The organism is Amycolatopsis sp. NPDC051716 (assembly GCF_040681595.1).
Taxonomy (GTDB): Bacteria; Actinomycetota; Actinomycetes; order Mycobacteriales; family Pseudonocardiaceae; genus Amycolatopsis.
Genome location: NZ_JBFAZA010000001.1, coordinates 291,054 through 315,952, shown reverse-complemented (window position 1 = coordinate 315,952; position 24,899 = coordinate 291,054). Strand labels below are relative to the sequence as shown.

The following is a 24,899-nucleotide window of genomic DNA, read 5'->3' as shown; positions in this document are numbered from 1 at the left end:
AATCCACACAATCCACAACGCCTATTACTGCTACTGCCCTTAGATCTTCTAAGAGAGAGAACAAAACAAAAACAGGCGAAGACCGAAGCTGGGGACAGCCGCGAGATCGAGTCGTCATGTCGACAAAGTCAAGGGGAGGCCGAGGTGACGGCGGCGCCCGCGACGGCCTAACGTGGATGCCTGCACCTGGTCCGTGCTCCGGCCGCTCGAGCGGAGGGCGGACCGGCCGGAGGGGCAGCCGGTCACTGCCCCGCTGAACGAGGCCTGGCCCGAGCCCGCACGGGGCTCGATCGTCGAAAGGATGCGCGCATGAAGATCCGCGTCGAGCGTGACGGGCTCGCCGACGCCGTCGCGTGGGTGGCCAGAAGCCTCCCCTCCCGGCCTCCGGTGCCGGTGCTGGGCGGTGTCCTCCTCGACGCCGGTTCGGACGGCGAAACCGACGCGCTGACGGTCTCGGGCTTCGACTACGAGGTCTCCGCCACGGTCGGGGTCCCCGCGACGATCGCCGACGGCGGCCGCCTGCTCGTGTCCGGGCGCCTCCTGGCCGACATCACCAAAGCGCTGCCCGCGCAGCCGGTCGAGATCTCCGTCGACGGCTCGCGCGCCACCATCACGTGCGGCACCGCGCGGTTCTCCCTGCCGACCATGCCGGTCGAGGACTACCCGCAGCTGCCGTCGCAGCCCGCCTTCGCGGGCGAGCTCGCCGGCGACGCGTTCGGCCAGGCCGTCACCCAGGTCGTCGTCGCCGCGGGCAAGGACGACACGCTGCCGATGCTCACCGGCATGCGGCTCGAGATCTCCGGCAGCTCGCTGACGCTGGTCGCGACCGACCGGTTCCGGCTCGCCATGCGCGAGTTCACTTGGCAGCCCGCCGAGGGCCTGGCCGACGCCGCGGTGCTCGTCCCGGCGCGCACCCTCGCCGAGGCGGCCAAGACGCTCGGCGCCAGCGGTGCCACGATCCGCCTCGCCCTCGCCAGCGGCGAAGGCCTGCTCGGCCTGTCCGGTTCCGGGCGCTACACGACGACCCGCCTGCTCGACGCGGAATTCCCGCCGTACCGCCAGCTGCTGCCCGCGTCGCACACGTCGCGCGCGGTGATCGACGTGTCGGCTCTCACGGAGAGCATCAAGCGCGTTTCGCTGGTGGCCGAGCGGGGGACTCAGGTACGACTGGAATTCGGGGACAACACGCTGCGGTTGTCCGCGGGCGGCGACGACGAGGGCAGCGCCGAGGAAGAACTCCAGGTCGACTACGAAGGTGAGCCGGTGACGATCGCGTTCAACCCGGGTTACCTCGTCGACGGCCTGGGCGCGCTGCACAGCGACCGGGCGGAGCTGACGTTCACCACGCCGAACCGGCCCGCGCTCATCAAGCCCGCCGATGCCGAGGGCAACGTCGTCCCCGGCTACCTGTACCTCCTCATGCCGGTCCGTCTCCCGGGCTGACCGCATTTTCTCGAGCACGTAAGGGGATCTCATGGTTCAGCTCGGTCTGATCGGCCTGGGCAAGATGGGCTTCAACATGCGTGAGCGGCTGCGCGCGGCCGGTCACGAGGTGGTCGGCTACGACCGCAACCCGGACGTCACCGACACGACGTCGCTCGAGGACCTGGTGTCCAAACTGGACGCCCCGCGGATCGTCTGGATCATGGTCCCGGCCGGCGACCCGACTCGCCAGACCGTCACCGAGCTGAGCAACCTGCTCGCCGAGGGCGACATGGTGATCGACGGCGGCAACTCGAAGTACACCGACGACAAGCTGAACGCCGATCTGCTGGCGGCGAAGAACATCGGCTACGTCGACTGCGGTGTCTCCGGTGGCGTGTGGGGCAAGGACAACGGCTACGGCCTGATGGTCGGCGGCACCGCGGCCGACGTCGAGAAGGCCATGCCGATCTTCGACGCACTGCGCCCGGAAGGCCCGCGCGAGGAAGGCTTCTCGCACGCCGGCGACGTCGGCGCGGGCCATTACGCGAAGATGATCCACAACGGCATCGAGTACGGCATGATGCAGGCCTTCGCGGAAGGCTTCGAGCTGCTCGAGGCCGCGAAGGTCGTCAAGGACGTGCCCGCCGTGATCAAGGGCTGGCAGCGCGGCACGGTCGTCCGGTCCTGGCTGCTCGACCTGCTCGTGCGCGCGCTCGACGAGGACCCGGAGCTGGACGACCTCGAGGGCTACGTCGAGGACTCGGGCGAAGGCCGCTGGACGCTGGAAGAGGCGATCAACAACGCGGTGCCGGCGCCGGTCATCTCGGCCGCGCTGTTCGCGCGGTTCGCTTCGCGGCAGGAGCACTCGGCCGCGATGCGCGCGGTCGCCGCGCTGCGCAACCAGTTCGGTGGGCACGCCGTGAAGAAGGTCGGCGGGTAAGGAGCCCCTGGTGTATCTGCGGCACCTGCAGGTCACCGACTTCCGCTCCTGGCCGCAGGCCGATCTCGCGCTCGAACCGGGGCCGACCGTGCTGGTCGGCCAGAACGGTCGCGGCAAGACCAACCTGCTGGAAGCGATCGGGTACGTCGCGACGCTGGGCTCGCACCGCGTCGCGACGGACGCACCGCTGATCCGGCACGGCTGCGAGCGCGCGCTGGTGCGGGTCGCGGTGGTCAACGACGATCGCGAGCTGACCGTCGAGCTCGAGATCACCGCCGGCCGGGCGAACCGCGCGCGGGTCAACCGCGGCGCGGTCGGCCGTCCGCGTGACGTGCTCGGGATCCTGCGCACGGTGCTGTTCTCCCCGGAGGACCTCGCGCTCGTGCGGGGCGACCCGGGTGAGCGGCGCCGGTTCCTCGACGAGCTCTTGGTGCTGCGCGCGCCGCGGTACGCCGGCGTCCGGGCGGACTACGAGAAGGTGCTGAAGCAGCGGAACGCCCTGCTCAAGACGGCCGGGAAACGACGTACGGGCCGCGAAGACCCGTACGCGCTGTCGACGCTCGAGGTCTGGGACGACCACCTGGCGGTGGCGGGCGCGGAGCTGCTCGCCGCGCGCCTGAACCTCGTCGCCGACCTCGCGCCGCACGCGGCTTCGGCGTACATGGGGGTCGCGCCCGACTCGCGGCCGGCGAAAATCGCCTACCGGTCGTCGCTGGGTGCCACGATGCCGGAAACGTACGGCGTACCGGATGGCGAACGGGCGCAACCCGAGGTCCTGAAGGACGTCTTACTCAAGGCGTTGGGCGAAGCCCGCAAAGCGGAGCTCGAGCGCGGGATCAGCCTGGTCGGCCCGCACCGGGACGAGCTGGAGCTGATCCTGGGCGAGGCACCCGCGAAGGGCTACGCGAGCCACGGCGAGTCGTGGTCGTTCGCGCTGGCGCTGCGGCTCGGCAGCTACGAGCTGCTGCGCGCGGAGGCGGGCGAGCCGGTGCTGCTGCTCGACGACGTGTTCGCCGAGCTGGACCGCAAGCGCCGCGCCCGGCTGGCCGAGGTGGCCGCGAGCGCCGAACAGGTGCTGGTGACCGCCGCGGTCGACGAAGACGTGCCCGGGGAGCTGGCCGGCACCCGGTTCGTGGTGGCGGATGGTGAGATCACGCGTGGCTGAGCACGGCGATCGAGCACCCCGTGTGACGGGCGGCACAAAGCGCACCCGATCTGGGGACAAACCTGTGGACAGTGTGGATAACACGGTGAATGAGTTATCGCCCCGCGTGACCATGCGGCCAGATGGGTGGCGCAAAACCCCTGGCGACGGCCCTCCGTCGAACGCCAAGCCCGCTTCGGGCACGGAGCGTGATGCCGCCGCTGGGCCGAACGAGCCGCCCATGACGGGCCGCGATCTCGCGCACGCCGCGCTGGAGGCCGCGAAGGCCAAAGCCAAGGAGCGCGGTACCTCGCCCGGCCGGCGCCGCCCCGCCACCGGCGGTGGGCAGAGCCCCCGGCGTCGCCGCTGGTCGGGGCCTGGTGCGGACGCGCGTGACCCGCAACCGCTCGGCCGGCTCGTCTCCCGGCTGATGAGCGACCGCGGCTGGAACGAGAGCGTCACCAGCGCCCGCGTCTTCGCGCAGTGGGCGCGGCTGGTCGGCGAAGACGTCGCCGAGCACGCGCAGCCGGTCGCCCTGAAGGACGGCGAACTCACCGTCCGCGCCAGCTCGACGGCGTGGGCCACCCAGCTGCGGTTGCTGCAGGGAAAGCTGCTGCACAAGATCGCGGCGGGGGTCGGCAACGGCGTCGTCAAGCGGATGCGGATCCAGGGCCCGACCGCCCCGAGCTGGCGGAAAGGGCCCCGGCACGTGCCGGGGCGCGGCCCTCGTGACACGTACGGCTGACCCAGGTTGCGCGATGCTCGGTTGAATGCCCCGAGAACGCATCCAGACCTCCCGAGATACGTCAAGACTCGGCTCGAACCGATTTCGTTCGTCTGTGACGCGTTCAGGGGTGTCCTTGCCGCATGCCAGCGGACGCGGCCAAGTACACTGGAGGAGAGCGAGCGTCCGCTCGGGCGAGACGAGGAGATACAACGCCGGTGACCGAGAACAAGCACGAGTACAACGCGTCGTCGATCACGGTGCTCGAAGGCCTCGAAGCGGTCCGCAAGCGCCCCGGCATGTACATCGGTTCCACTGGTGAACGCGGGCTGCACCACCTCGTCCAGGAGGTCGTCGACAACTCCGTCGACGAGGCGATGGCCGGCCACGCCACCAAGGTCGAGGTTACCCTCCTCGCCGACGGCGGGGTGCGCGTCGTCGACGACGGCCGCGGCATCCCGGTCGACATGCACCCCAAGGAGCAGAAGCCGACCCTCGAGGTCGTGCTCACCGTGCTGCACGCGGGCGGCAAGTTCGACAGCGACTCCTACGCGGTGTCCGGCGGCCTGCACGGCGTCGGCGTTTCCGTGGTGAACGCGCTGTCGAAGAAGCTGCTCGCCGAGGTCAAGTACGGCGGCCGCAGCTGGCGCCAGGAGTACACCGACCAGATCCCCGGCGAGCTGGAAGACCTGGGCCCGGCGTCCGAGACCGGCACCACGATCACCTTCTGGGCCGACGGCGACATCTTCGAGACCACGACGTACAACTTCGAGACCATCTCGCGCCGGCTCCAGGAGATGGCGTTCCTCAACAAGGGGCTGACGCTGTCCCTGCGCGACGAGCGCGTCGCCGACGAGGACACCGAAGCCGACGCCGAGGGCAAGGTCGCGCGGGTCAAGGAAAAGACCTACTGCTACCCGGGTGGGCTCGAGGACTTCGTCAAGCACATCAACGGCAGCAAGGACCCGATCCACTCCAGCGTGATCTCCTTCGAAGCGAAGGGCACCGGCCTCGAGGTCGAGGTCGCGATGCAGTGGAACAACGGCTTCACGCCGTCGGTCTACACGTTCGCCAACACGATCAACACCCACGAGGGCGGCACCCACGAAGAGGGCTTCCGCGCCGCGCTGACCCGCGTCGTCAACACCTACGCGCGCGACAAGAAGCTGCTCAAGGAGAAGGACACCAACCTGACCGGTGACGACGTGCGCGAGGGCCTCGCCGCGATCGTCTCGATCAAGCTGTCCGAGCCGCAGTTCGAGGGCCAGACCAAGACCAAGCTGGGCAACAGCGAGGCCAAGACGTTCGTGCAGCAGACGTCGAACGAGTGGCTGGCGGACTGGTTCGAGCGCAACCCCACCGAGGCGAAGACGATCATCAACAAGTCGATCTCCTCGGCGCAGGCCCGGATGGCCGCGCGCAAGGCGCGGGACCTGGTCCGCCGCAAGGGCGCGCTCGACATCGGCGGCCTGCCCGGCAAGCTGAAGGACTGCCGCTCCACCAAGCCGGAGGAGTGCGAGCTCTACATCGTCGAGGGTGACTCGGCCGGCGGCTCGGCCAAGGAGGGCCGGGACTCGATGTACCAGGCGATCCTGCCGATCCGCGGCAAGATCATCAACGTCGAAAAGGCCCGCATCGACCGCGTCCTCAAGAACACCGAGGTCCAGTCGCTGATCACCGCGCTCGGCACCGGCATCCACGACGAGTTCGACCTCACGAAGCTGCGCTACCACAAGATCGTGCTGATGGCCGACGCCGACGTCGACGGCCAGCACATCACCACGCTGCTGCTCACCCTGCTGTTCCGGTTCATGACGCCGCTGATCGAACACGGCCACGTCTTCCTGTCGCGGCCGCCGCTGTACAAGATCAAGTGGCCGCGGGCCGAGCCGGAGTACGCGTACTCCGACCGCGAGCGCGACGCCGTCATCCAGGCGGGCGTCGAGGCCGGCAAGCGGCTCCCGAAGGACGACGCGATCCAGCGCTACAAGGGCCTCGGCGAGATGAACGCCGAAGAGCTGTGGGAGACCACGATGGACCCGGCCAACCGGCTGCTGGGCCAGGTCACCCTCGACGACGCCGCCCAGGCCGACGAGCTGTTCTCGGTCCTGATGGGCGAGGACGTCGAAGCCCGCCGCTCGTTCATCACGCGCAACGCCAAGGACGTGCGCTTCTTGGACGTGTAGGCGTCTTCCTCGTTCTTCGCCCCCGCTAGGCCCCCGCACCCGAGAAGGACCTCATGACGGAAACTCTGCCGCCGGCTCCGGACCACGACCGGATCGAACCGGTCGACATCCAGCAGGAGATGCAGCGCTCCTACATCGACTACGCGATGAGCGTCATCGTGTCGCGCGCGCTGCCGGACGTCCGGGACGGGCTCAAGCCGGTGCACCGGCGGGTCCTGTACTCGATGTTCGACTCCGGCTTCCGGCCGGACCGCGGGTACAACAAGTGCTCGCGCGTCGTCGGCGACGTCATGGGCAACTACCACCCGCACGGTGACTCGGCGATCTACGACGCGCTGGTGCGGCTCGCCCAGCCATGGTCGATGCGCTACCCGCTGATCGACGGCCAGGGCAACTTCGGCTCGCCGGGCAACGACCCCGCGGCCGCCATGCGGTACACCGAGTCCCGGCTCGCGCCGCTGGCCATGCAGATGCTGGCCGACATCGAAGAAGACACCGTCGACTTCTCCGACAACTACGACGGCCGGACGCAGGAGCCCGACGTCCTGCCGTCGCGGTTCCCGAACCTGCTGGTCAACGGCGGTTCCGGGATCGCGGTCGGGATGGCGACGAACATCCCGCCGCACAACCTGCGCGAGGTCTCCGAGGGCGTCGTCTGGGCGCTGGAGAACCCGGAAGCGACCGACGACGAGCTGCTCGCCGCGCTGCTGGTCCGGATCAAGGGCCCGGACTTCCCGACCAAGGCGATGATCCTCGGCACCTCCGGCATCGAGGACGCCTACCGCACCGGCCGCGGCTCGGTCCGGATGCGCGCGGTCGTCGAGGTCGAGGAGGACGCGAAGGGCCGCACGATCCTGGTCGTGTCCGAGCTGCCCTACCAGGTCAACCCGGACAACCTGGTCGAGAACATCGCGAACCTGGTCCGCGACGGCAAGCTCACCGGCATCTCCGACATCGCCGACGAGTCCAACAGCCGCTCCGGCATGCGGATCGTCGTCACGATCAAGCGGGACGCGGTCGCGAAGGTGGTGCTGAACAACCTCTACAAGCACACCCAGCTGCAGCAGAACTTCGGCGTCAACATGCTGGCCCTGGTCGACGGCGTGCCGCGCACGCTGCGGCTCGACCAGATCATCCGGCACTACGTGAAGCACCAGGTCGAGGTCATCGTCCGGCGGACCAGGTTCCGCCTGAAGAAGGCCGAGGAGCGGGCCCACATCCTGCGTGGGTACGTCAAGGCGCTCGACGCGCTCGACGAGGTCATCGCGCTGATCCGGCGGTCGCCGTCCGCGGACGAGGCCCGGCCGGCCCTCATGGAGCTGCTGGACGTCGACGAGATCCAGGCCACCGCGATCCTCGACATGCAGCTGCGGCGCCTCGCCGCCCTGGAGCGGCAGCGGATCATCGACCAGCTGGCCGAGATCGAGCTGGAGATCGCCGACCTCAAGGACATCCTCGACAAGCCCGAGCGCCAGCGCGCGATCATCCGCGACGAGCTGATGGCGATCGTCGACAAGTACGGCGACGACCGGCGCACGAAGATCATCGGCTTCAGCGGCGAAGTCACCGACGAGGAACTCATCGCGGTCGAGGACGTCGTCGTCACCATCACCCGCACGGGGTACGCCAAGCGGACGAAAACGGATCTGTACCGCTCGCAGAAGCGCGGCGGCAAGGGCGTGCAGGGCGCGACGCTGAAGCAGGACGACATCGTCCAGCACTTCTTCGTCTGCTCGACGCACGACTGGATCCTGTTCTTCACGAACAAGGGCCGCGTCTACCGGACCAAGACGTACGACCTGCCCGAGGCCAACCGCAACGCGCGCGGCCAGCACGTGGCGAACCTGATGGCGTTCCAGCCGGACGAGCAGATCGCCCAGGTCATCCAGATCAAGAACTACGAGGTCGCGCCGTACCTGGTGCTCGCCACCAAGCGCGGCCTGGTCAAGAAGACCAAGCTCACCGACTTCGACTCCAACCGCTCCGGCGGCCTCATCGCCATCAACCTGCGCGAAGGCGACGAGCTGGTCGGCGCGGTGCTCGCGGCGGCCGAGGACGACCTGCTCCTGGTGTCGGCCGAGGGCCAGTCCATCCGCTTCCACGCGACGGACGAGGCGCTGCGGCCGATGGGCCGCCCGACGTCCGGCGTGATGGGCATGCGGTTCAACGACGGTGACGAGCTGCTCGGCGTCAGCGTGGTCAAGGAGGGCAAGTTCCTCCTGGTCGCCACCGACGGCGGGTACTCCAAGCGCACGCCGATCGAGGACTACCCGGTCCAGGGCCGCGGCGGCAAGGGCGTGCTCACCATTCAGCACGACCGCAAACGTGGCAGGCTGGTGGGTGCGCTCATCGTCGACGCCGAGGACGAGCTGTACGCGATCACCTCGAGCGGCGGCGTGATCCGCACACCGGCGGGCGATGTCCGCAAGGCAGGGCGGCAGACGAAGGGGGTCCGGCTGATGAATCTCGGCGAAGGAACCACTCTTCTCGCGGTCGCACGCAACGCGGACGAGCCCTCGGACGTCGCCAATGGTGAAGCTCCCGAAGCGCCCGAAGCGGGTGACGAGACGACGGCGCCGTCGGAGCAGTAAGTTCACAACTACGGACAGCGCCCCACGGCACGGGTAAGGACTGACTCTTCGTGACACCGACCGAGAATCCCGAGGCAGCGGGTTCGAACGGAACGCCGGCCAGCCCACCTTGGCAGCGGGTCGACAAGGAAGGCGACGCCGAAGCGACGGTCAAGCTGGCCACGGACGAGGCACCGCCCCCGGCCGCGGCACCGCAGCCCGTCACCCCCGAACGTCCGGTGGTGACGGGCAGCGCAGCCCCCCGCCTCTTCGGCGGCTCAGGCGACACCCCACCCTCCGGCAGCGAGGTTCCCCCGGCATCGACCCAGCGAGCCCGTCCGAGCGCGCTGCGTCGCCCGGGCCGCGGCCCGCGCCGGGCATCACTGCAGGTGAAGCGGTTCGACCCGTGGTCGGTGCTGAAGCTGTCCCTGGTCCTGGGCGTAGCGATGTTCTTCGTCTGGCTGGTGGCGGTCGGAGTGCTGTACACGGTCCTCGACGGCATGGGCGTCTGGGACAAGCTGAACGGCACATACTCGTCCCTGGTCGGCGGCGAGGGCGCCAACGCGTCGGCCGAACCCCTGATCAGCGCCGGCCGCGTGTTCGGCATCGCGGCCATCCTGGGCGCGATCAACATCGTCCTGGTCTCGGCCTTGGCAACGGTGAGCGCGTTCATCTACAACGTCTCGGCAGACCTCGCGGGCGGCCTCGAGGTAACCCTGTCCGAACGGGAGTGACCCGGTTGCAGGGCCCCCTCGGGGGTCCTGTAAAGTTCTCCTCGTTCGAGGGCCTATAGCTCAGGCGGTTAGAGCGCTTCGCTGATAACGAAGAGGTCCCAGGTTCAAGTCCTGGTAGGCCCACACAAGTCAGGGGCGGTTTCCCGATCAAGGGAAACCGCCCCTGAGTGTCTAACTGAGTGACTGTCGTGCCGGGCTGGCGTAGGCGTCCCGCGACTCGACATGATGCGCAGGAGGTCGGCGTGACTCAAATCACTCCGGTGAGCGCCGCAGACCAGCGCCTGCTCCAGCTCGTTTACGACCTCATGAATCAGCGCGGTGCGTGGCCGACCTTCACTGCGGTGGATCTGCGGGCTGACCGCATGCTGAACATTGAAGATGCTCAAGCCGCACTCCTGGCGCTTCCGCGCGTATACATCTCCAGGCCATGGCATGCTTCGGGATTCTCGGACAGTGACGAAGTCCGTCTGACCCTGCGGGGCGTGATGGTGTGCGCCGGCGGCCGAGACGATCTGGACCTCCTAGCTCGGTTTGTGGCATGGGTTGTGAGGGTTGAGCGTGAAGTGCCAGAAGTCGACGAAAATGCTCTCATCGTGAGAAGTGCCGACTTCGTGCTGGAGCTTGGGCTGAGCATCGGGGACGCAAGCGCCGACCACGACGGCGAGCCCCACGACGCCACTGAGAACGATGTAGAGCCGGAGGAACCTAGACCCGGTTCAAATCAATCGCCGGAGGTGGAAACCGCACGAGCAAGGCTATCGCGCCTCCGTGTCTTGGTTGATCTTCTTCCTCACTTCTGGTCTGGCGTCCACTGGCAGCCAAACGAGCCCTGGCTCTGGGACCTGACGATCGATCGCCGGCGCGTACGTCCTTACAGGCATGTGGAGGGGCCGGACGTGCTCCTGGAGCACTACGAGTCAGCTGAACGAGACCGTAGGTCTGCTCAGGGGTCGATAAATAGTTTCTCAGAGGCTATCTCGATTCTTCACGAACTGTCAGAAGACGTTGGGCCTACCGCCCGCGAGGCGGAAGCCGTCGTCTCGGGTCGCAGCGGCGAAGACCTCGATATTCTTCTGCCTATCTTGCGAGCGGAAATCGCCGAGGTCAGCGCGGAGTTGGTGCGTGCGAACCGGTTCGACGACGCGATCTTTGCGGCGTTTCGCCGTGTCGAGCATGAGGTTCAACAGCGAATTAAAAATCCGTCAATCGGCAATGACTTGATCAAGCTGGCGTTCCGGGAGGCTGCGAACTCAATTCGAGTTACTGAGCGTGAAGCTGATAGAGACCGTCTCGTCGAGTTGTTCGGTGGTGCGATCGGGTTGTTCAAAGGCGATCGATCGCACAAGGATCGCCCCCTTCTGCCATGCAGGTCGCGTTACGAATGTCTGCGGCTACTCGCCCATGCTAGTACTCTTTTAGATTTGTTGGACCGCGATATCGACCGAGCGCCCGTTGTTCGTGGTCACGAGCACCGCCAGGGTGGCTCTCTGACCCTTTGGGTCGATCGAGCTACATCACAAGTAGAGGCATGGCTGGACGAGACAATTCGGCTGGGTAAAATTAGCTATCGACCGGGATCTCTCGTGGTAGATGTAGACCGGGTGCCACCTGGAGAGCATCGAATTCACCTTGTCGATGGCCACCGACAGGGTGCAGCCCACACCGTCTGGTTTGTCAGTGAACCTAACCTTGAGTCATGGTATCGAGTTATCGAGATTAATATTCCCTTGTTCGGTGACTCGGATGGACGTGAGCCACTAGATGCGACGGGTGTACGGCTGCTCTGCTTAGAAGCTGGTGCAGAAACTGAGCGCATTATGCCCACCGAGGAAGCGTACGCCGTCGGTCACTACGTTAGTTGGCAGGCTTCGACCACAAAGGCACTTAACGCAGTATGGGTCCGCGACCGAGAAAGTTCCTCGCTGCGTAAACTTTGGGATGGAGCAATGCTGTTCGAAGGACAGCCTGTTGCCCCGGCTCATCCCGCCCGCCTTATGCATATCAGTCTTGAACCTAGCTACCTGCGTCTCCGGCGTGGTGCGAAGGCGCCCCTTCGGGTGTTGAAGCACCTCACTGATGGCGTTGCGACATGGACTGAGGCGTTGGATGACCCGCAAGTAGAGGCAGAAGACGAGAAGATCGTCTACTTCAGAGGTGGCGCGGTCATCGCGAAAGCGCCCGGCAACACTAGGTTGCGCTGCCTTTTGGATGGATGCTCAGCGGAAGCTGCAGTCGAGGTCGCTTCCCATCCGCGCGGAACGCGGACCGAACTTCTAACCGGTCTACCTCCTGTCGCCGGGATTGCTTGGACCGCTGACGGCTTAGTTGTAAGCACTCGCAGTACGGAACTGTGGCGGGTAGAGAAGAACGGAGTGTATCGACTGGTGGCGGCGACGCCACGGATGCACACCGTCATGCTCGGGACGGACAAGCTCGCTGCGAACTCCGCCGGTGATATTGCAGTAGTTCTTCCGGGCTTAGAAGGTGTGCTCGTTCTTCATCGCAGTACCGACTATGCTACCAGTCAGATTGTGGCTGCGGAGTGGGCCGGAACGCTGATGGCGCTCGCCTGGGACGAGGGTGACTTAATCGTTGGTACTCACCTTGGGTTTATTTACCGCGTTGGAATAAATGGTCCGACGACTAAGATTGCCGAGATTGACGGTACTCTTAAGGCCATTACGCGCTCCAGTGATGGCCTTCTGGTTTTATGCTCCCCTGCGATAAATTCCGCCTTGATGTTTAACTTCGACTCGCTATGGCATATCGATCGCGATAATAATACTGGTGGCAATATTCTAAGTGACAGGACTCTTAGTGGGCTTGCTGGGATGATCTGCGTCCGAGAGGATGTTTATCTCAGTGACTTCCATGGCGGCCGTGTCATACGCCTGCCGCGAGATGGTCTTGTGGATCCGACCACGGTTGTCGAGGGGCTGAGAAATCCTTCGCAGCTGACACTTGGCGACGATGGAACTCTTTACATCGCAGACTTCTCGGGCGGAGCAGTTCATCAGATACTGCCGTAACACGCCGGCCCAGCCCTCGGCTGGACCGGCGTGACCCAAGTTCCTCCATGGATCAGGTACGGGAAAAGATCGCGTCCATCGCTTCGGCGCCGTGCTGAACTATCGGGCGGAGCTGATGCCTGTAGACCCGCTCCGTTACCGACGTGCCGTTATGGCCAACGAGACGCGAGATCTTTTCGATTTCCATCCCACTGTCGGATAGGAGCGAAACGAAGCTGTGTCGCAGTTCACGGGGCGTCCAGTCCTCCGGATCGAGACCGGTCCTGCGCAACACTCGGCGGAACGCCCGCCGAACATTGGCCGCATCCAGCTCACCACCGACTGCCGACGAGAACACCAGGTCGTTGTCGATCCACCGAACACCTGCGAGCTTCCGGGCGAAGGCCTGCTTTCGCTGGTGAGCGTGCAGAGCGTCGACGCAGCGTTGAGGCAGGGCTAATGAGCGGCGTGACTTCGGCGTCTTGGTGTCGCCGTCCACCCGGACCGAGCGCCACACCATCATGTGCGGAGGTATGGGTGGATTGGCCGCCGGCTGACCGACCAAGTCGACGTGCGACCAGGTGAGTGCCCGCATTTCCTCCGTCCGTGCGCCGGTCAGCAGCGACACCACGATGTACGCCCGCATCGAGGTGAACTCCGCAGCCGTTAGGAGGGCCTCGGCCTGGTCGAAGGTCAGGGACTTCGACGGCCTCCCGGCTCGTCCTTCTGGAATGTCACACAAGAGGACTACATTGCGCCGAACCTTGTCCCGCTTCTGCGCCCGCTCGACGGACCGGCGAAGGATCGAGTGCAGGTCTCGAAGGGTGCGCGTCGACAGCGTCTTCGCCTTCGTGGCGAGCCACCTATCTACGTCGTCAGCTGTCAGTTCTCGCAGCTTTCGAGCACCCAGACTTGCGATGACGTGCTTGTTCGCGAGGATCGTTAGCTTTTCGACGGTCGCTTGTCCTCGCCTCGGCAGGCCGTAGGTTAGGAAGTCACGCACGGCGTGCGCCACTGTGTACAGCTGGTCTTCCGAGGGCAACCCGTCGTCGAGGTCGCGGACGAGAGCCTTCAGTTTTTGTTGCGCTTCGGTCTTCGTCCTGCCGCTGGCCTTCCGCGTGATGCGCTTCCCGGCCGGGGTGTACCCGGTCGTGATGGTGGCGATCCAGCGCTGTCGCGCATCGTCCCAGTGAAGGCCGCCGTCTCCGCGACTACGCCGACTCGCCATAGCTGACCCCCGCTTCCTTCATGAGCAACTCGATGTACTGCTGGATGGCGACCGCCGGCACGAACCGGGCGCGTCCCTGCTTGACCGAGTGCAGGCGCCCCGAGCGGAGCTGCTCGTAGATGACCGAGCGGCTCATCGAGAGCAGGCGCATCGCTTCGGTGATCCGGTAGAGGTGCCGTTCGGGCACGGCGACCGGCATGGGTACGGCGTTCATCGATCCCCCTCGGTGTCGTGGTCCGGCTTCGCGGGCGCGACGTCCGCGACCTCCGCGACCGGGCTGCTCAGCACGGGTGCGAGTGGCCGTTGGATGCCGCGACCGTCCGCGACCCCGGTTGCGGAGGTCGCGGCCGAGCTGGGCGGCAGTGCGACCCCGGATGTGGCGTCGACCTGCGAGGTCGCGTTGGTCGCGGAGGTCGCCCCCGTTTCGAGCGGTGGGAGGTAGCGGCTCCAGGCGTCGGCAAGTCCGCCGTCGCCGTCGATGCGGTAGCCCTTCAGCGTCTTGCCGCTGACCTTGAGGTCCTTGGGTCGGACCAGGTACCGGTCGAGTTCCTTCGCGAGGCGGCGGCTGTCGAGCGGCTTGCCCTGGACGTCGGTCCACGGGCCGTCCTCGACGGCGTGCAGCTCCCGGATCAGCTCGGCCGTCACCATGCGGTCGGTGTTCTGCGCGGCGAAGATCTGTCGGACGTCGGCCAGCAGCCGCACACCGATCGATGCCGGTTGCGCGGTCGCTTCGAGCACGAAGTGACGGCATGCCCGGCGCGCGGTCTCCGGCCAGTGGCCGCCGGCCGCGTCCGCGATCGCCAGCAGCGGCCGCCAGATCTCGGCCGCTCGGTCGCGGACGCCGGCCGGGCGTTCTGGCCGGGCGCGGCTCACTTCGTCGCCGACGCGACCGACCCACTCCGCGAGCTCGGCGCGGACTGGTGCCGACTCGCGTTCGACGTCCTCTTCGATGAATTCCTCGACGACTTCGTCGAACCGGCGTTTGCGCATGTGGACGGTGATCGCGCGGGTGGTGATGGTGTCGGGCATCCCGCCAGCGATCCCGGCAAGGGCGACCGGCGCGTAGACCGGGAACCGGGTGACGTTCATGCTTTTGGCGTCGCCGACGCACCGCGTCACGGTCGCTGACCGCTTGTACCCCGCGTTGAGCAGCGCCCGGAGGTCTTCGTTGTTCCCTCCAGTCTTCGGGTTGAACACTGCGTCGATCTCGTCGAACAGCAGCGTCATCGGCCCGTCGGCGAGCATGCGGAAGATCGCGGCCGGGGTGATGCTGATCGTCATCTCCGGCTTGGCGACGAGGTACTGGGCGACCTCCAGCACGCGCGTCTTGCCGCTCCCCGGCTCCGCCGAGTCGAGGATCAACCTCGGCGTGACGTACAGACGCTCGGCGACGTGGGTGTGGGCATACCAGAGCGCCAGCGCCGGCGCGGCGTGCTCGTTCGCGAAGGCCGAGAAGCGCGACACGAACGTCACGACCGAGTCGAGAACCTCGTGACCCGGCTTCGCGAAGGCGCCGGCCGGGGCCGGGCCGAGCCACGTGAGCGGGTTGACCGGCGCGGCGTCCGGGAGCGAGTCGCTCGGCTGGGCGCCGCCGTCCTCTGTCGGCTTGGCCGCGATGTGGCGGCCGCGCCAGACGCGCTGGCAGTTCTCCGAGCAGAAGTCGCCGGACGGGGAGTCACCGCGCGGCCGCCCGCACTGCTGGCAGTTGGCTGCCGGCTCGTCGGAGATTACGAAGTCGATCACGGACAAGGTGTCGTCTACTTCGGACATCAGGCAGCTACCTCCAAGCGGGCCGTCGGTTCGTCGTCGCCTCCGGCTTCGCGGTAGCGCCGCCAGAGGTCGTCGAGGCGTTCCGTGTCGTCGAGCTGGTTGCGGAGGATGTCCGTTGGCGAGTCGTCTTCGATGGCCTGCACCAGGCGGGCCGCGTGCTCTCGGACGGCGCGCCGGTACGCGCCCTTGAGCACGACGGCCTTGAGCCAGGCGCCGTAGTACGGCGGCGGCAGGATCGGGCCGTCCGCGTACGTCTCGACGATCCAGAGGCCGAGGCTGTGCAGGCGGTGCGCGCCGCCGGACCGCGGTTCGGTCGTCGTCCGCTCGCGGGCGTGATCCAGCACGGCCATTGGGGTCGGTGCATGGCCCGCGCCGGTCAGCTCGATGACCAACTGGAGAACGTGAGCGGCGATCGGTGAGCCGAGGTCGCCGGCGCGCATGCCGGCCAGCAGCCGACGAGCTGCGGTCAGCCGGACCTGCATCACGCAGCCCAGGAACTGACGCTCGGGGTCGAGCAGTGTGGTCTTCATGGGTGTGGCCTTTCGGTTGAGCTGTGAGTCAGCGGTTGTCGTCGCGGCGGTCGCGGTCGCGGAGATCGCGGTACGACCGGCGGACTTGGTGGCAGGCGTTGTAGGCGCGGCGGCCGGCGCGGAGCGTCCGACCGGTCCCGCTGCATCGGCGGCAGAGCCGGATCGCGCGGAGCAGCGGCGAGCGGAAGGCTCCGAAGCCACGGCAGGAACGGCACGGCTTGTACGGGTAGACCGCGCACGACCATGAGTAACCAAGAGTGACGATCGTGAGGAGGATGAGGATCAAGGCGGTTGGGTGGCTGAGGGGGTTCAACGGAGCCTCCGGGGCTATTTTTGGCCGCATTCGACCCGCGCCTCTAGGTGCTAGGGCGCTGATCAGCGATGTTGTGACGGTCTAGGGAGGGCTCTAGGTCTAGAGGGGACAGGCTCTAGACCTAGAGCCCTGCGGGAGCTAGCCGCTCTTGCGACTTCGCTCACGCTCGGTTAGCGCATCGGCGATCCATTCGCGCTTGACGCCCATCCGGTTGGCGCCTTTGCCGGTGTCGACGTCGTTGCCCCACACCTGCTTCGTGGCGATCCCGAGCGGCTTCAGCGCGGTCGAGAGCTGAGTTGCCTTCGCCGCGCCGGTCGGCAGTTCGGCCCACGGGCCGTAGACCGCCGGACGCAACTCGGCGAGCCGATCGACGATGCGTTCCGACCACGCCTTCTCGGCGTCCCCGATCGCGGCCAGGACGTCGGCGAGCAAGGTGCTCGTGCCCTCGTCCTCGTCGGGCGTGAGGTCGATGCCAGCGGCGTAGCCGGTCAGCCGTCCGGCCGTCAGACGCGCCGTCCGAGCGCGAGCCGCAATCTTCTCGGCGTCCGGGCCGTCGATGTACACACCGCGAGTGATGCGCGGCTCGTCGCCTTCGCCGGCCAGGTAGCCGATGCCCTTGTCCCGAAAGGACAGCGTGGTTGCACGGATGCCGTTCCGGTACGACGAGGTGCCGAGAACCATGTCGTTCGCCTGCTGGCCCGTGACCTTGAGGCAGAACCGCATCACCGCGTTGTCGCTGATCGCGGTCGGGATGCTCTTCGCGTCCGGTCGCTGCGTCGCCAGCATGATCACGATTCCCAGGGCCGGGCCGCGCTTCACGAGGTCGGTGCAGATCTCCTCGATCTCCGCGCCGTAGTCCGAGTGCTCGAACCACTTCTGGCACTCGTCGACGCCGATCACGATCGGGTGCAGGCCGAGGGACTTCTTGTCGGCCAGCTCTGGCGTGACCTTGTTCTCCGGGCACAGGTCCTTCGGCAGCTCCCGGATCACCTTCGCGCGTCGTCGCAGCTCGCCGGCGAGCGTCCGCAGGTCGGCGACGGCGTACGCGAGGTCGTCTGGCTCGTCGCCGGCGCGGTACCGGTGCGACACCGGAGCCAGCGGCGAGAGGTCTCCAGTCCCCTTGAGATCGAACGAGTGCAACTCGGCCCGCGGGTCCAATGCGGCGATCAGCAGCAGCTCTCGCAGCGTGAACGTCTTGCCCATCCGCGGGATCGCGCCGATGACCATCGAGATGAACATCAGGGTGACGTCCACCCACCGGCCGCGCTGGTCGGTGCCGAAAGGCTGAGGCTTGAACAGGTCCACCGTGCCGAGCTTCCGCAGCGGCCAGGTCGCCTGACGCGACTTGGACAGGTCCTGATCACCAACCCACAGGACCATCCGCCCCGGGTGCACCTCCGCGTTGCCCTCCGGCCAGACGCAACCGAGAGGACGACCGAGGCCGGACGCGAGCTTCGCGCGCCGCTCGACCACCTCGGAAACCGTGACACCCGGCGGAAGGTCGACGTCGGCGCGCCATCCGGGGCCGTCTCGGGTGATCGGCGCCGTGAACCCGATCGCGTTCGGGTTCTTGGAGAGGGCCTGGTTGATGCCCGCGATGCCGAGAACCGACAGCGCCTGGACGACGTTGTCGCTCGTCAGCTTCTGCACCTGCGTCGACAGCACCGCGCGAGACGGAACGACCGGGTTGTCCCGTGTGGAGCCGAGCTTTCCCAGCAGGGCCAGGGCAGTTGCACCGCAGGCCCAGATCACCCACTCGGGCAGGACGTTCGGCAGCGTCAATACCAAGACCAGGCCCACCGTCGACACAAGACCGAGCTGAATCAGCCGGAGCACGACCCGCCGGTCACGCTGTTGCGACAGCTTCAGGTACAGATCGGCCTTGTCGGCAGTCGCCGTTTCCGATCGGGCCGGCCGCCCCTCGGCGTCGGTCACGTATCGGCCGGTTGCTGCCAGTAGGAGGAGAAGGCCGCGAGGAGAGCGCACCGCGAGGCGGAGAGCGTAGAGCGGCGATCGGGCAGCGTGGTAGCCGGCTTTGTGCGCGTAGTGCTTCCCCACCCACTTCGCGGCGTCCTTCGCGTCGGCCGTGGACTTGAGGTAGCCGGGGATGATCGCCTGGCGGTTCTGCGAGCGGAGGCGGTCCAGCCACGACGAGCCGTCCGAGACCGCGCGGTCGACCGGAACGGCCGGCGACTGCTCCGCGGCCTCGTCGCCGAGGTCGGCGTCGATCACGAACGGGTCGGCTTCGGGGGTGGTCGTGCTCGGGAACGCGATCACGCGGCCGCCGTGCGGCTCATTGGTTGTGCTCATCAGTCGTTCACCTCCTGGTCGGTGGTGTCACGCACGAGGTGCGCAAGGGCAGCGCCGCAGCCGAGGACGACCACCGGCAGGCAGGCGACGAGCGTGGTCACCGGCCAGGGAGCGCGTTCGACGTTCGCGGCGGACATCAGGTGATAGGCGACCTGGCCGACCATGCCGAGGACGAGCGAGCCCAGGGCGGACCACTTCGCGAAGGTCCGGACTCGGTGGGTCCGGGTCGCGGGGGACAGCCAGACCCGCAGGGCGAAAGCCGCGTAGGTCTCAACACCGATCGGGAGCGTGATTGCCGAGTTGATGGTCAGGTGGTCCCAGATGCCGGGGAGGAGTTGGATCGGGCCGAACCCGGTCAGCCTTCCGAGGCCGACCCACCCGCTCCAGACGGCAACGAACGCGGGGAGCGCGAGGAGCAGCACCGGCCAAAGCTTGATCGCTCGTCCCGGCGTCCCCGGGTCTGCGACATCTGTGACCTGTGCATTTCCATCGTCGTCGGCCGTCTCCGCCGGTGCCTCCGGAACCGGAATCCGCTCATCGCTCGCGGCCGGTTCGGTCACGGCGTGCAGCTTCCGCACGGGCTCGGTCTTGGTGTCGTCGTTCAGTGCCGCGAGGATCGCGCTCGCCTTCGGTGCGCCCACCTTGAACTCGGTCATGATCCGGTTCCGGGACGGAACCTCGCCCAGGTCCGCCGTGAACTCGCGAACTCGGGGCAGTAGGTCGGCGACCGAAGTCGGGTATGCGCTTCGGGTGTTCGTGGGCGTGTTGAGCCCTACCATGAGATTTCTCCTGACTGGCTTGGAAGTGGTTGGGAGCCCGGTCCGGCGGGTGGTTCTTGGCGGTTCCGTGCGCCGGGCCGGGGCGAAATCAAGCGGCCGCGTCGGGCCGCGCTCGCAGGGCGGAGCTGACCGTCTGGCGGCTGTTGCGTCGGATGTGCCGGTGCGTGGCGACGCGATCGACGATCGTCGCGGGCCGAGGGCTCTCCGCGTTCTGCTCCGTCGCCATCACGAAGTACTCGGCGATCATCGCGTCGACGTCCTGCTCGGTCAGGCCGTCCGGCGCGTAGCTGGGCAAAGGGATGAGGTCGTCCATGGGGATGTGCTCCAACGATTCGTAGGTCTCCTGTTCAGGAGCGGCCGGTCTCGACCGGAACCCAAAGTAAGTCCTGTCTATTAACTCTGTCAACTGACTGATGAGAACTGACTTAGCTAAGTCACCTGACATATGCTGGTGAGATGGCATCTATGGACCCGGACGATCCGCGTGCACCGTTCTTGCAGGTAGCCGCCGGCCTTCGGGCCGCGATCACGTCGGGGGAGTACGGACCCGGCTCCCAGCTGCCCACCTACCAGGAACTCGCCGACTCATGGGGAGTCGCCGTGAACACGGCCAAGAGCGCGGTTGCCCAGCTCCGGGAGGAGGGGTTGGTGGTGATCCGGCACGGCAAGGGCTCGTTCGTGCGTACCCAGCCGGCCGAAGGTGACTCAGCGGCTCGTCCCGAGGCCTCGGGGGATGAGCGGGTCTGGCAGGCCATCGCCGAGATCCGGAAGCGGCTCGGCGACATCGAACGGAAGCTCGGTGAGAGCTAGCCGAACAGCGCGCGGAGGAACGTCACCACGCCGTCGATCACCGCGCCGACACCGTGGGCGGCTCCGCTGGCCCACCCCGCCGAGTCGGCCGGGTACTTCACGATCAGCACGATGATCGCGAGCGCCACCACCAGGCCGACCGCCTTGCCGAGCAGGCCGCCGCCGCTCTTCATCATCGGGAAGTTGTTCTTCGCCATCTCTGTTTCCTCCTGTTCTGCGACTGGCCTTTAGTGGCCGGTCCGGCCCGGTGTTTCGAGCCGGCGTTGTCGCTGATGAACTCAGGAAACCGCGGAGGGGCGGGGGTGCAGCAGTGTGCACGCGGGGGTGCGTTTTTGCACGTGGGGGGTGCACGGGGGGTGCTTTAATGACCTTCGGAGGTATCGGTGGTCGACACGGGGAAGCAGCCGAACGCACTTCTAGCTGCGGTTATGCGACAGGCGGGGGCCACGAACAAGGGCTTCGCCCGCCGTGTGCGCGAACGCAGCCAGAAAGACGGCGGCGAGCTAGTCAGCGCGGACCACGTGTCGGTCAAGCGCTGGCTTGACGGCACGAAGCCGCACCCGCGCACCTGCCAGCTGATCGCCGCTGTCCTCGGCGAGTTGCTCGGCCGGCCCGTCAGCCTGGAGGAGATCGGCTTCGCTGGCGCCGGCGAGACCACGTCGGACGACGTCGGCCTGGAGTACCCCGAGGAGATCGCACACAGCCTGGTCGCGCTGGGCGCGATCACCGAACTTGAGCTGCGGACGCCGAAGCGGGTCGGTCCATTAGCCGTCGTGCCGGAGGCCTGGAGCGGCCTGGTCATCAGGTGGCTGACCGACCCCGATAACGAAGGATCGCGGCCGCCGTCCGAGCCGCGCTCGATCACCGTCGTGGACGTCGAGGCGGTTCGCGAGGCAACCGCGATGTTCAGCAGCTTCGACTACAAGTACGGCGGTGGCCGGCCGAAGTCGCTCGTCGCATCGTTCCTCGACCAGGAGATCTTGCCGAACATCGGCCACGTCTCCCCGCAAGACCCGGTCGGGCGGGAGTACTTCCGGGAGGTCGCTGCTCTGACTCGGCTCGCCGGTTGGACGGCGTATGACACGGGCGCGCACGGGCTCGCGCAGCGGTACCTGACGCAGGCGTTCCGCTTGGCGAAGGCGGCCGGCGACAAGCCGCTGTGCGGCCGAATCCTCGCGGGCATGTCGCACCAGGCGAACTTCCTCGGACACTTCCAGCGGGCCGTCGATCTCGCACGCGCGGCGTACAAGGGGGCCAACGGCTACGCGACGCCGACGACGATGGCGCTCTTCCACGCTATGGAAGCGAGGGCGCTCGCGTCGCTCGGCCGGCAGGAGGACGTCACAGCCGCCTTGCTCACCGCTGAGCGGTGGCACTGCCAGGGAATCCGAGAGAACGACCCCGATTGGATTCACTACTTCGACGAAGCCGAGCTACACGCCGAGTTCGCGCACTGCTTCCGCGACATCGGGAACGCCGAGTTGGCGAACCACCACGCGGCCGCGTCCATCGCGGCCTCGGAGTCGACCTACGTCCGGAGCCTCTCGTTCTGCCGGACCGTGCTGGCCACGTCGCATCTGCAAGGTGGGAACCTCGAAGAGGCGTTGGACGTGGCCAGGTCCGTCGTCGAGACGGCGGCGAAGCTGAAGTCGTTCCGGGTGATCTCGTATCTCGACGACTTCCGCGGACGGTTGGGCGGGCATGCCGGCGACCCGTTGGTGAAGGAGTTCCTCGACTTCGCCAACATCCACCTATCGTCAGAAAGCCTTCCAGTGTCGGGGCGCCTGGTCGTCGCGTAGGTCGCTGATCCGCTTCTCGACCTCGGCTTTGACCTCGGTGGACTCGTCGACGGTCTGCGAGAGCCACATGGTCATGTTCAGTTCTCGTGTTGCCCTGAGCACGGGGAAGCCCGGCCAGTCGATCGGATCGAATCCGTAGGCCGCCGTGTACGAGTCGTACTCGGCTTCGGAAGCCCAGCCGAACGCCTGGTGGCGGACGGAGAGCACGGCCGCGTCCCACTCGCGCGGCCCGAAGGCGAAGTCCTCGAAGTCGATCAGGTTCAGCGTTCCGTCGGGGGAGCGCATGACGTTCCCGGGGTGCGCGTCGCCGTGGACGGGGCCGGCGGGCAGCGGGAACTCAAGGTCTTGGAACTTCTCGGAGAGTTCCTCGTATCGGTCGCGCAGGAAGTCGAGGTCCGCTTCGGGCAGCTTGCCCTTCAGGGCTTGAAGTCGCGGCTCGACCTTCGGCATCGGGGAGAAGGCCGGCAGACGGAAGTCCGTCGGTTGGGGGAGCGCGTGCAGATCGTGCAGCAACTTCCCGAACTCGGCCGGAGTGATGGGTGTGTCGTCCTCTTCCAGGCAATTCCAGAACGTGACGGGTAGCCCGTCCTCGACGAACGGCTGTTCGTTGCCATCGAGCACCGTCGCGGCGGGGAACCGGTGCTCCGCAAGCCACCCGGCGACGAGCACTTCCTTCGTGGCGGCCGGAATGGAACGGCCGACGCGGACCACGGCGGAGCCGTCGGCCAGGCGGTAGATGGCGTTCTCCCCGAACCGGACTCGCGTTGCGTCGGTCGCGTCCAGCCCGGCGAAGGCGCACGCTGCCTCGAAGACAGCTTGTGTCCGCTCCGTCGTGAAAGCCTTCGTCGATGTCATCAGACTCCTCTATCGGGGTGCCTCGGCCAGGCTAGAGCTTCGGCAGGAACGTGTGCTCGGCGAATCGGGGCGTGAAGCCCAGCCGGCGCGCCGCCTGGAGGGAGGTCAGGACGCGCCGACCGGGGTCTTAGGGCCACGCGTTCTCTGTGGCGTGGCGTTGGAGTGCTCGGGCGGCCTTCTCGTAGGTCGTCAAGGCGGCTTGGTGGGTGGAGTACACGGCGCCGTGGTGGTGGCGCACTGCGACGGCGAGGGCGCCGGTTCGGCGTTCGTAGAGGGTGAACGGTTCGACCAGGCCGGGCGGGCAGCCGGCGGTGGGGACGAGGCGCACGGTGATCCGAGGGCTTCTCGTCCAGGTGCGCAGCTGGTCGAACTGGTCGCGGAGAACATCGGCGGTGCAGGCGTCGGGGCGTGTGGCGACCTCGCCGATCAGGAAGGTGTGTAGCGGGCCCGGCTGGTTGGATAGGGCGAGCTGACGTGCGGTGCGGAGAAGGCAACCTGCGTCGGCGGCCTCGGGGGCGAGCAAGCCGGTCTCGCGTAACGCGCGGGCGTACTCGGCGGTCTGCAGCGTCTCGGGGACGAGTGTTGGCGACCATTCGGTCACGCGGGTGGATCGCTGTTCGAAGGCGCTGCGCAGGTAGTTCTCGGCACGTCCGGTGCGGTCGATCAAGTCGCGGTCGTGGGAACGGCGGGCCAGGTCGATGAGGTGTTCGCGCACGTCTTGCGGTGCTCGCAGGACACCGAGGATGTGCGCCACGATCGTGTCTTGTGGCGCGCGTTGGCCGAGTTCGAAGCTCGACAGCACAGCGTGGTGCAGGTCGACCATGCGAGCGAGTCGGCGTAGGCCGATGCCGCGCTCGTTGCGGGCTTCGCGCAGGCCGCCTGCCAGGGCGATGACGGCTGGTCGGAGGGCAGCTTCGGTCACGGTTCGGACCGCTCCGTTCGGTCGTGGGTCTCTGGGTTGAGTGCGTTGAGCAGCGCAAATGGATCGAGTTCGGTGCCGTCGAGTTCGCCAGCGCGGCAGATGAGGGCTACGCCGATGTGGACGAGTTGGCGGCCGAGGGTGCGCAGGCCGGCGGCGTAGGCTGCGTCGTCCGGCTGGAGGGTCAGTAGCTCGACCGTCACGCTTCCGATCTTGGAATTGACCTTCGAGAGGGCGGCGAGCAATTCGCGATCACGAGCGTGCACGCGGCACCCCGATTCGCCGGTGCTCGTTCTGGCTCGCGCAGACCGGGCACACCCGGCCGGGCCGCGGGATGACCCGGCGGTGGCTGATGCTGGGCCGGTCGTGTTCCAGTGGGAAGCGGACGTCGGTTAGGCACCAGGGCAGCAGCATGAACAGCCGCGGGTTGGCTATCTCCGAGTGCAGGTACAGGTGAGCCCACCCGTCGCCCCCGGTGAACTCATGCCACTCCCAGAAGTCTCGGCGCGAGTCGGCGTCGGTCATCGGCCCGTCGTCCAACGCGGTCATCGAAGCCCCCGCTTGACGTCGAATGCCCGGACCGCGGCGGCGGCCTGTTCCCAGTCGGCGTCGGTCATGTCCGCGTGCTTCTGCGGATGCTGGTAGGTGTCGAGATCGATCTCGTTGAGCCGCTGACCACCAGAGTTGAACAGCGAGGCACCGCACCAGAACGTCGGCCGGTCGTCAAAACGCTCGGCGATCATGGCGCCTTGCACCCCCGAGCTGTGCGAGCCTCGCGCAGAGAGACGGTCAAGGCCTCACCCAGCTGGTTCCGAAGCTGCGCGGCCGACTCGGCGCTGAACAGGATCGGCTCGC

Annotated in this window: 23 protein-coding genes and 1 tRNA gene; 11 read left to right on the top strand and 13 right to left on the bottom strand. The window is 67.1% G+C overall.

Going from position 1 to position 24,899, the window contains the following annotated elements; genetic code table 11:
- Positions 1-309: 309 nt before the first annotated feature.
- The 9 genes from dnaN (at position 310) to AB0M30_RS01530 (ending at position 12,752) form a co-directional block, all read left to right on the top strand.
- A complete protein-coding gene (gene dnaN, locus AB0M30_RS01570; protein WP_103340207.1) occupies positions 310-1,443 on the top strand; it encodes a DNA polymerase III subunit beta in 1,134 nt (377 codons plus the stop codon).
- A gap of 31 nt (positions 1,444-1,474) precedes the next feature.
- The gene (gene gnd, locus AB0M30_RS01565; protein ID WP_103340205.1) at positions 1,475-2,365 is read left to right on the top strand and encodes a phosphogluconate dehydrogenase (NAD(+)-dependent, decarboxylating); all 891 of its coding nucleotides are present in this window, start codon (positions 1,475-1,477) and stop codon (positions 2,363-2,365) included.
- Between the two features lie 10 nt (positions 2,366-2,375).
- Positions 2,376-3,530, top strand: a complete 1,155-nt coding sequence (recF, locus tag AB0M30_RS01560) for a DNA replication/repair protein RecF (RefSeq protein WP_364578499.1) — start codon at positions 2,376-2,378, stop codon at positions 3,528-3,530.
- Positions 3,531-3,750: 220 nt separating this feature from the next.
- Positions 3,751-4,254 carry a DciA family protein gene (locus AB0M30_RS01555; protein WP_103340202.1) on the top strand — a complete coding sequence of 168 codons (504 nt, stop codon included), beginning with the start codon at positions 3,751-3,753 and terminating at the stop codon, positions 4,252-4,254.
- Between the two features lie 197 nt (positions 4,255-4,451).
- Positions 4,452-6,419 (top strand): DNA topoisomerase (ATP-hydrolyzing) subunit B, encoded by a 1,968-nt coding sequence (gyrB, locus tag AB0M30_RS01550; protein ID WP_364578496.1) that lies wholly within the window; start codon positions 4,452-4,454, stop codon positions 6,417-6,419.
- Between the two features lie 53 nt (positions 6,420-6,472).
- Positions 6,473-9,010 (top strand): DNA gyrase subunit A, encoded by a 2,538-nt coding sequence (gene gyrA, locus AB0M30_RS01545; protein ID WP_364578494.1) that lies wholly within the window; start codon positions 6,473-6,475, stop codon positions 9,008-9,010.
- Between the two features lie 50 nt (positions 9,011-9,060).
- Positions 9,061-9,723 (top strand): DUF3566 domain-containing protein, encoded by a 663-nt coding sequence (locus AB0M30_RS01540; protein WP_364578491.1) that lies wholly within the window; start codon positions 9,061-9,063, stop codon positions 9,721-9,723.
- Between the two features lie 49 nt (positions 9,724-9,772).
- Positions 9,773-9,846: transfer RNA gene (locus AB0M30_RS01535), tRNA-Ile, on the top strand.
- A gap of 119 nt (positions 9,847-9,965) precedes the next feature.
- Positions 9,966-12,752, top strand: a complete 2,787-nt coding sequence (locus tag AB0M30_RS01530; RefSeq protein ID WP_364578488.1) for a TIGR02391 family protein — start codon at positions 9,966-9,968, stop codon at positions 12,750-12,752.
- Positions 12,753-12,804: 52 nt separating this feature from the next.
- Here the strand turns inward: AB0M30_RS01530 and AB0M30_RS01525 are convergent, their stop codons facing one another.
- The 7 genes from AB0M30_RS01525 to AB0M30_RS01495 all read right to left on the bottom strand — a co-directional run bounded on the left by AB0M30_RS01525 (position 12,805) and on the right by AB0M30_RS01495 (position 19,974).
- Complete coding sequence (locus AB0M30_RS01525; RefSeq protein ID WP_364578485.1) at positions 12,805-13,959, bottom strand: site-specific integrase; 1,155 nt, start codon at positions 13,957-13,959, stop codon at positions 12,805-12,807.
- Positions 13,943-14,173, bottom strand: coding sequence for a helix-turn-helix domain-containing protein (locus AB0M30_RS01520; RefSeq protein WP_364578483.1), 231 nt, complete (start codon positions 14,171-14,173; stop codon positions 13,943-13,945). Before AB0M30_RS01520 ends, AB0M30_RS01525 begins: the two co-directional genes overlap by 17 nt.
- Positions 14,170-15,729: a DUF3631 domain-containing protein gene (locus AB0M30_RS01515; protein ID WP_364578481.1), complete on the bottom strand. Its 1,560-nt coding sequence runs from the start codon at positions 15,727-15,729 to the stop codon at positions 14,170-14,172. Before AB0M30_RS01515 ends, AB0M30_RS01520 begins: the two co-directional genes overlap by 4 nt.
- Positions 15,729-16,259 (bottom strand): hypothetical protein, encoded by a 531-nt coding sequence (locus AB0M30_RS01510; RefSeq protein WP_364578479.1) that lies wholly within the window; start codon positions 16,257-16,259, stop codon positions 15,729-15,731. The genes AB0M30_RS01515 and AB0M30_RS01510 overlap by 1 nt, the downstream gene beginning before the upstream one ends.
- A gap of 451 nt (positions 16,260-16,710) precedes the next feature.
- Positions 16,711-18,882, bottom strand: coding sequence for a cell division protein FtsK (locus AB0M30_RS01505; protein WP_364578476.1), 2,172 nt, complete (start codon positions 18,880-18,882; stop codon positions 16,711-16,713).
- Complete coding sequence (locus AB0M30_RS01500; protein ID WP_364578474.1) at positions 18,882-19,538, bottom strand: ABC transporter permease; 657 nt, start codon at positions 19,536-19,538, stop codon at positions 18,882-18,884. The genes AB0M30_RS01505 and AB0M30_RS01500 overlap by 1 nt, the downstream gene beginning before the upstream one ends.
- 211 nt (positions 19,539-19,749) lie before the next feature.
- Positions 19,750-19,974 (bottom strand): hypothetical protein, encoded by a 225-nt coding sequence (locus AB0M30_RS01495; protein ID WP_364578472.1) that lies wholly within the window; start codon positions 19,972-19,974, stop codon positions 19,750-19,752.
- A gap of 152 nt (positions 19,975-20,126) precedes the next feature.
- Between AB0M30_RS01495 and AB0M30_RS01490 the strand changes: the two genes are divergently transcribed.
- The gene (locus tag AB0M30_RS01490) at positions 20,127-20,471 is read left to right on the top strand and encodes a winged helix-turn-helix domain-containing protein (protein WP_364578469.1); all 345 of its coding nucleotides are present in this window, start codon (positions 20,127-20,129) and stop codon (positions 20,469-20,471) included.
- Here the strand turns inward: AB0M30_RS01490 and AB0M30_RS01485 are convergent.
- Positions 20,468-20,668: a hypothetical protein gene (locus tag AB0M30_RS01485; RefSeq protein ID WP_364578467.1), complete on the bottom strand. Its 201-nt coding sequence runs from the start codon at positions 20,666-20,668 to the stop codon at positions 20,468-20,470. The two genes, AB0M30_RS01490 and AB0M30_RS01485, sit on opposite strands and share 4 nt — an antisense overlap.
- A 186-nt stretch (positions 20,669-20,854) precedes the next feature.
- On the opposite strand from AB0M30_RS01485, the gene AB0M30_RS01480 reads away from it, so the two are divergent.
- Complete coding sequence (locus tag AB0M30_RS01480; protein WP_364578464.1) at positions 20,855-22,270, top strand: hypothetical protein; 1,416 nt, start codon at positions 20,855-20,857, stop codon at positions 22,268-22,270.
- Here AB0M30_RS01480 and AB0M30_RS01475 read toward each other — a convergent pair.
- The 5 genes from AB0M30_RS01475 to AB0M30_RS01455 all read right to left on the bottom strand — a co-directional run bounded on the left by AB0M30_RS01475 (position 22,229) and on the right by AB0M30_RS01455 (position 24,787).
- On the bottom strand, positions 22,229-23,125 hold the full coding sequence (locus AB0M30_RS01475) for an aminoglycoside phosphotransferase family protein (protein ID WP_364578461.1): 897 nt from the start codon (positions 23,123-23,125) through the stop codon (positions 22,229-22,231). The genes AB0M30_RS01480 and AB0M30_RS01475 overlap by 42 nt on opposite strands.
- A gap of 127 nt (positions 23,126-23,252) precedes the next feature.
- Positions 23,253-24,047, bottom strand: coding sequence for a Scr1 family TA system antitoxin-like transcriptional regulator (locus AB0M30_RS01470; RefSeq protein ID WP_364578458.1), 795 nt, complete (start codon positions 24,045-24,047; stop codon positions 23,253-23,255).
- The gene (locus AB0M30_RS01465; protein WP_364578456.1) at positions 24,044-24,310 is read right to left on the bottom strand and encodes a hypothetical protein; all 267 of its coding nucleotides are present in this window, start codon (positions 24,308-24,310) and stop codon (positions 24,044-24,046) included. The genes AB0M30_RS01470 and AB0M30_RS01465 overlap by 4 nt, the downstream gene beginning before the upstream one ends.
- A complete protein-coding gene (locus AB0M30_RS01460) occupies positions 24,297-24,593 on the bottom strand; it encodes a hypothetical protein (protein WP_364578453.1) in 297 nt (98 codons plus the stop codon). The genes AB0M30_RS01465 and AB0M30_RS01460 overlap by 14 nt, the downstream gene beginning before the upstream one ends.
- Complete coding sequence (locus AB0M30_RS01455; RefSeq protein ID WP_364578450.1) at positions 24,590-24,787, bottom strand: hypothetical protein; 198 nt, start codon at positions 24,785-24,787, stop codon at positions 24,590-24,592. The genes AB0M30_RS01460 and AB0M30_RS01455 overlap by 4 nt, the downstream gene beginning before the upstream one ends.
- Between the last annotated feature and the right edge of the window lie 112 nt (positions 24,788-24,899).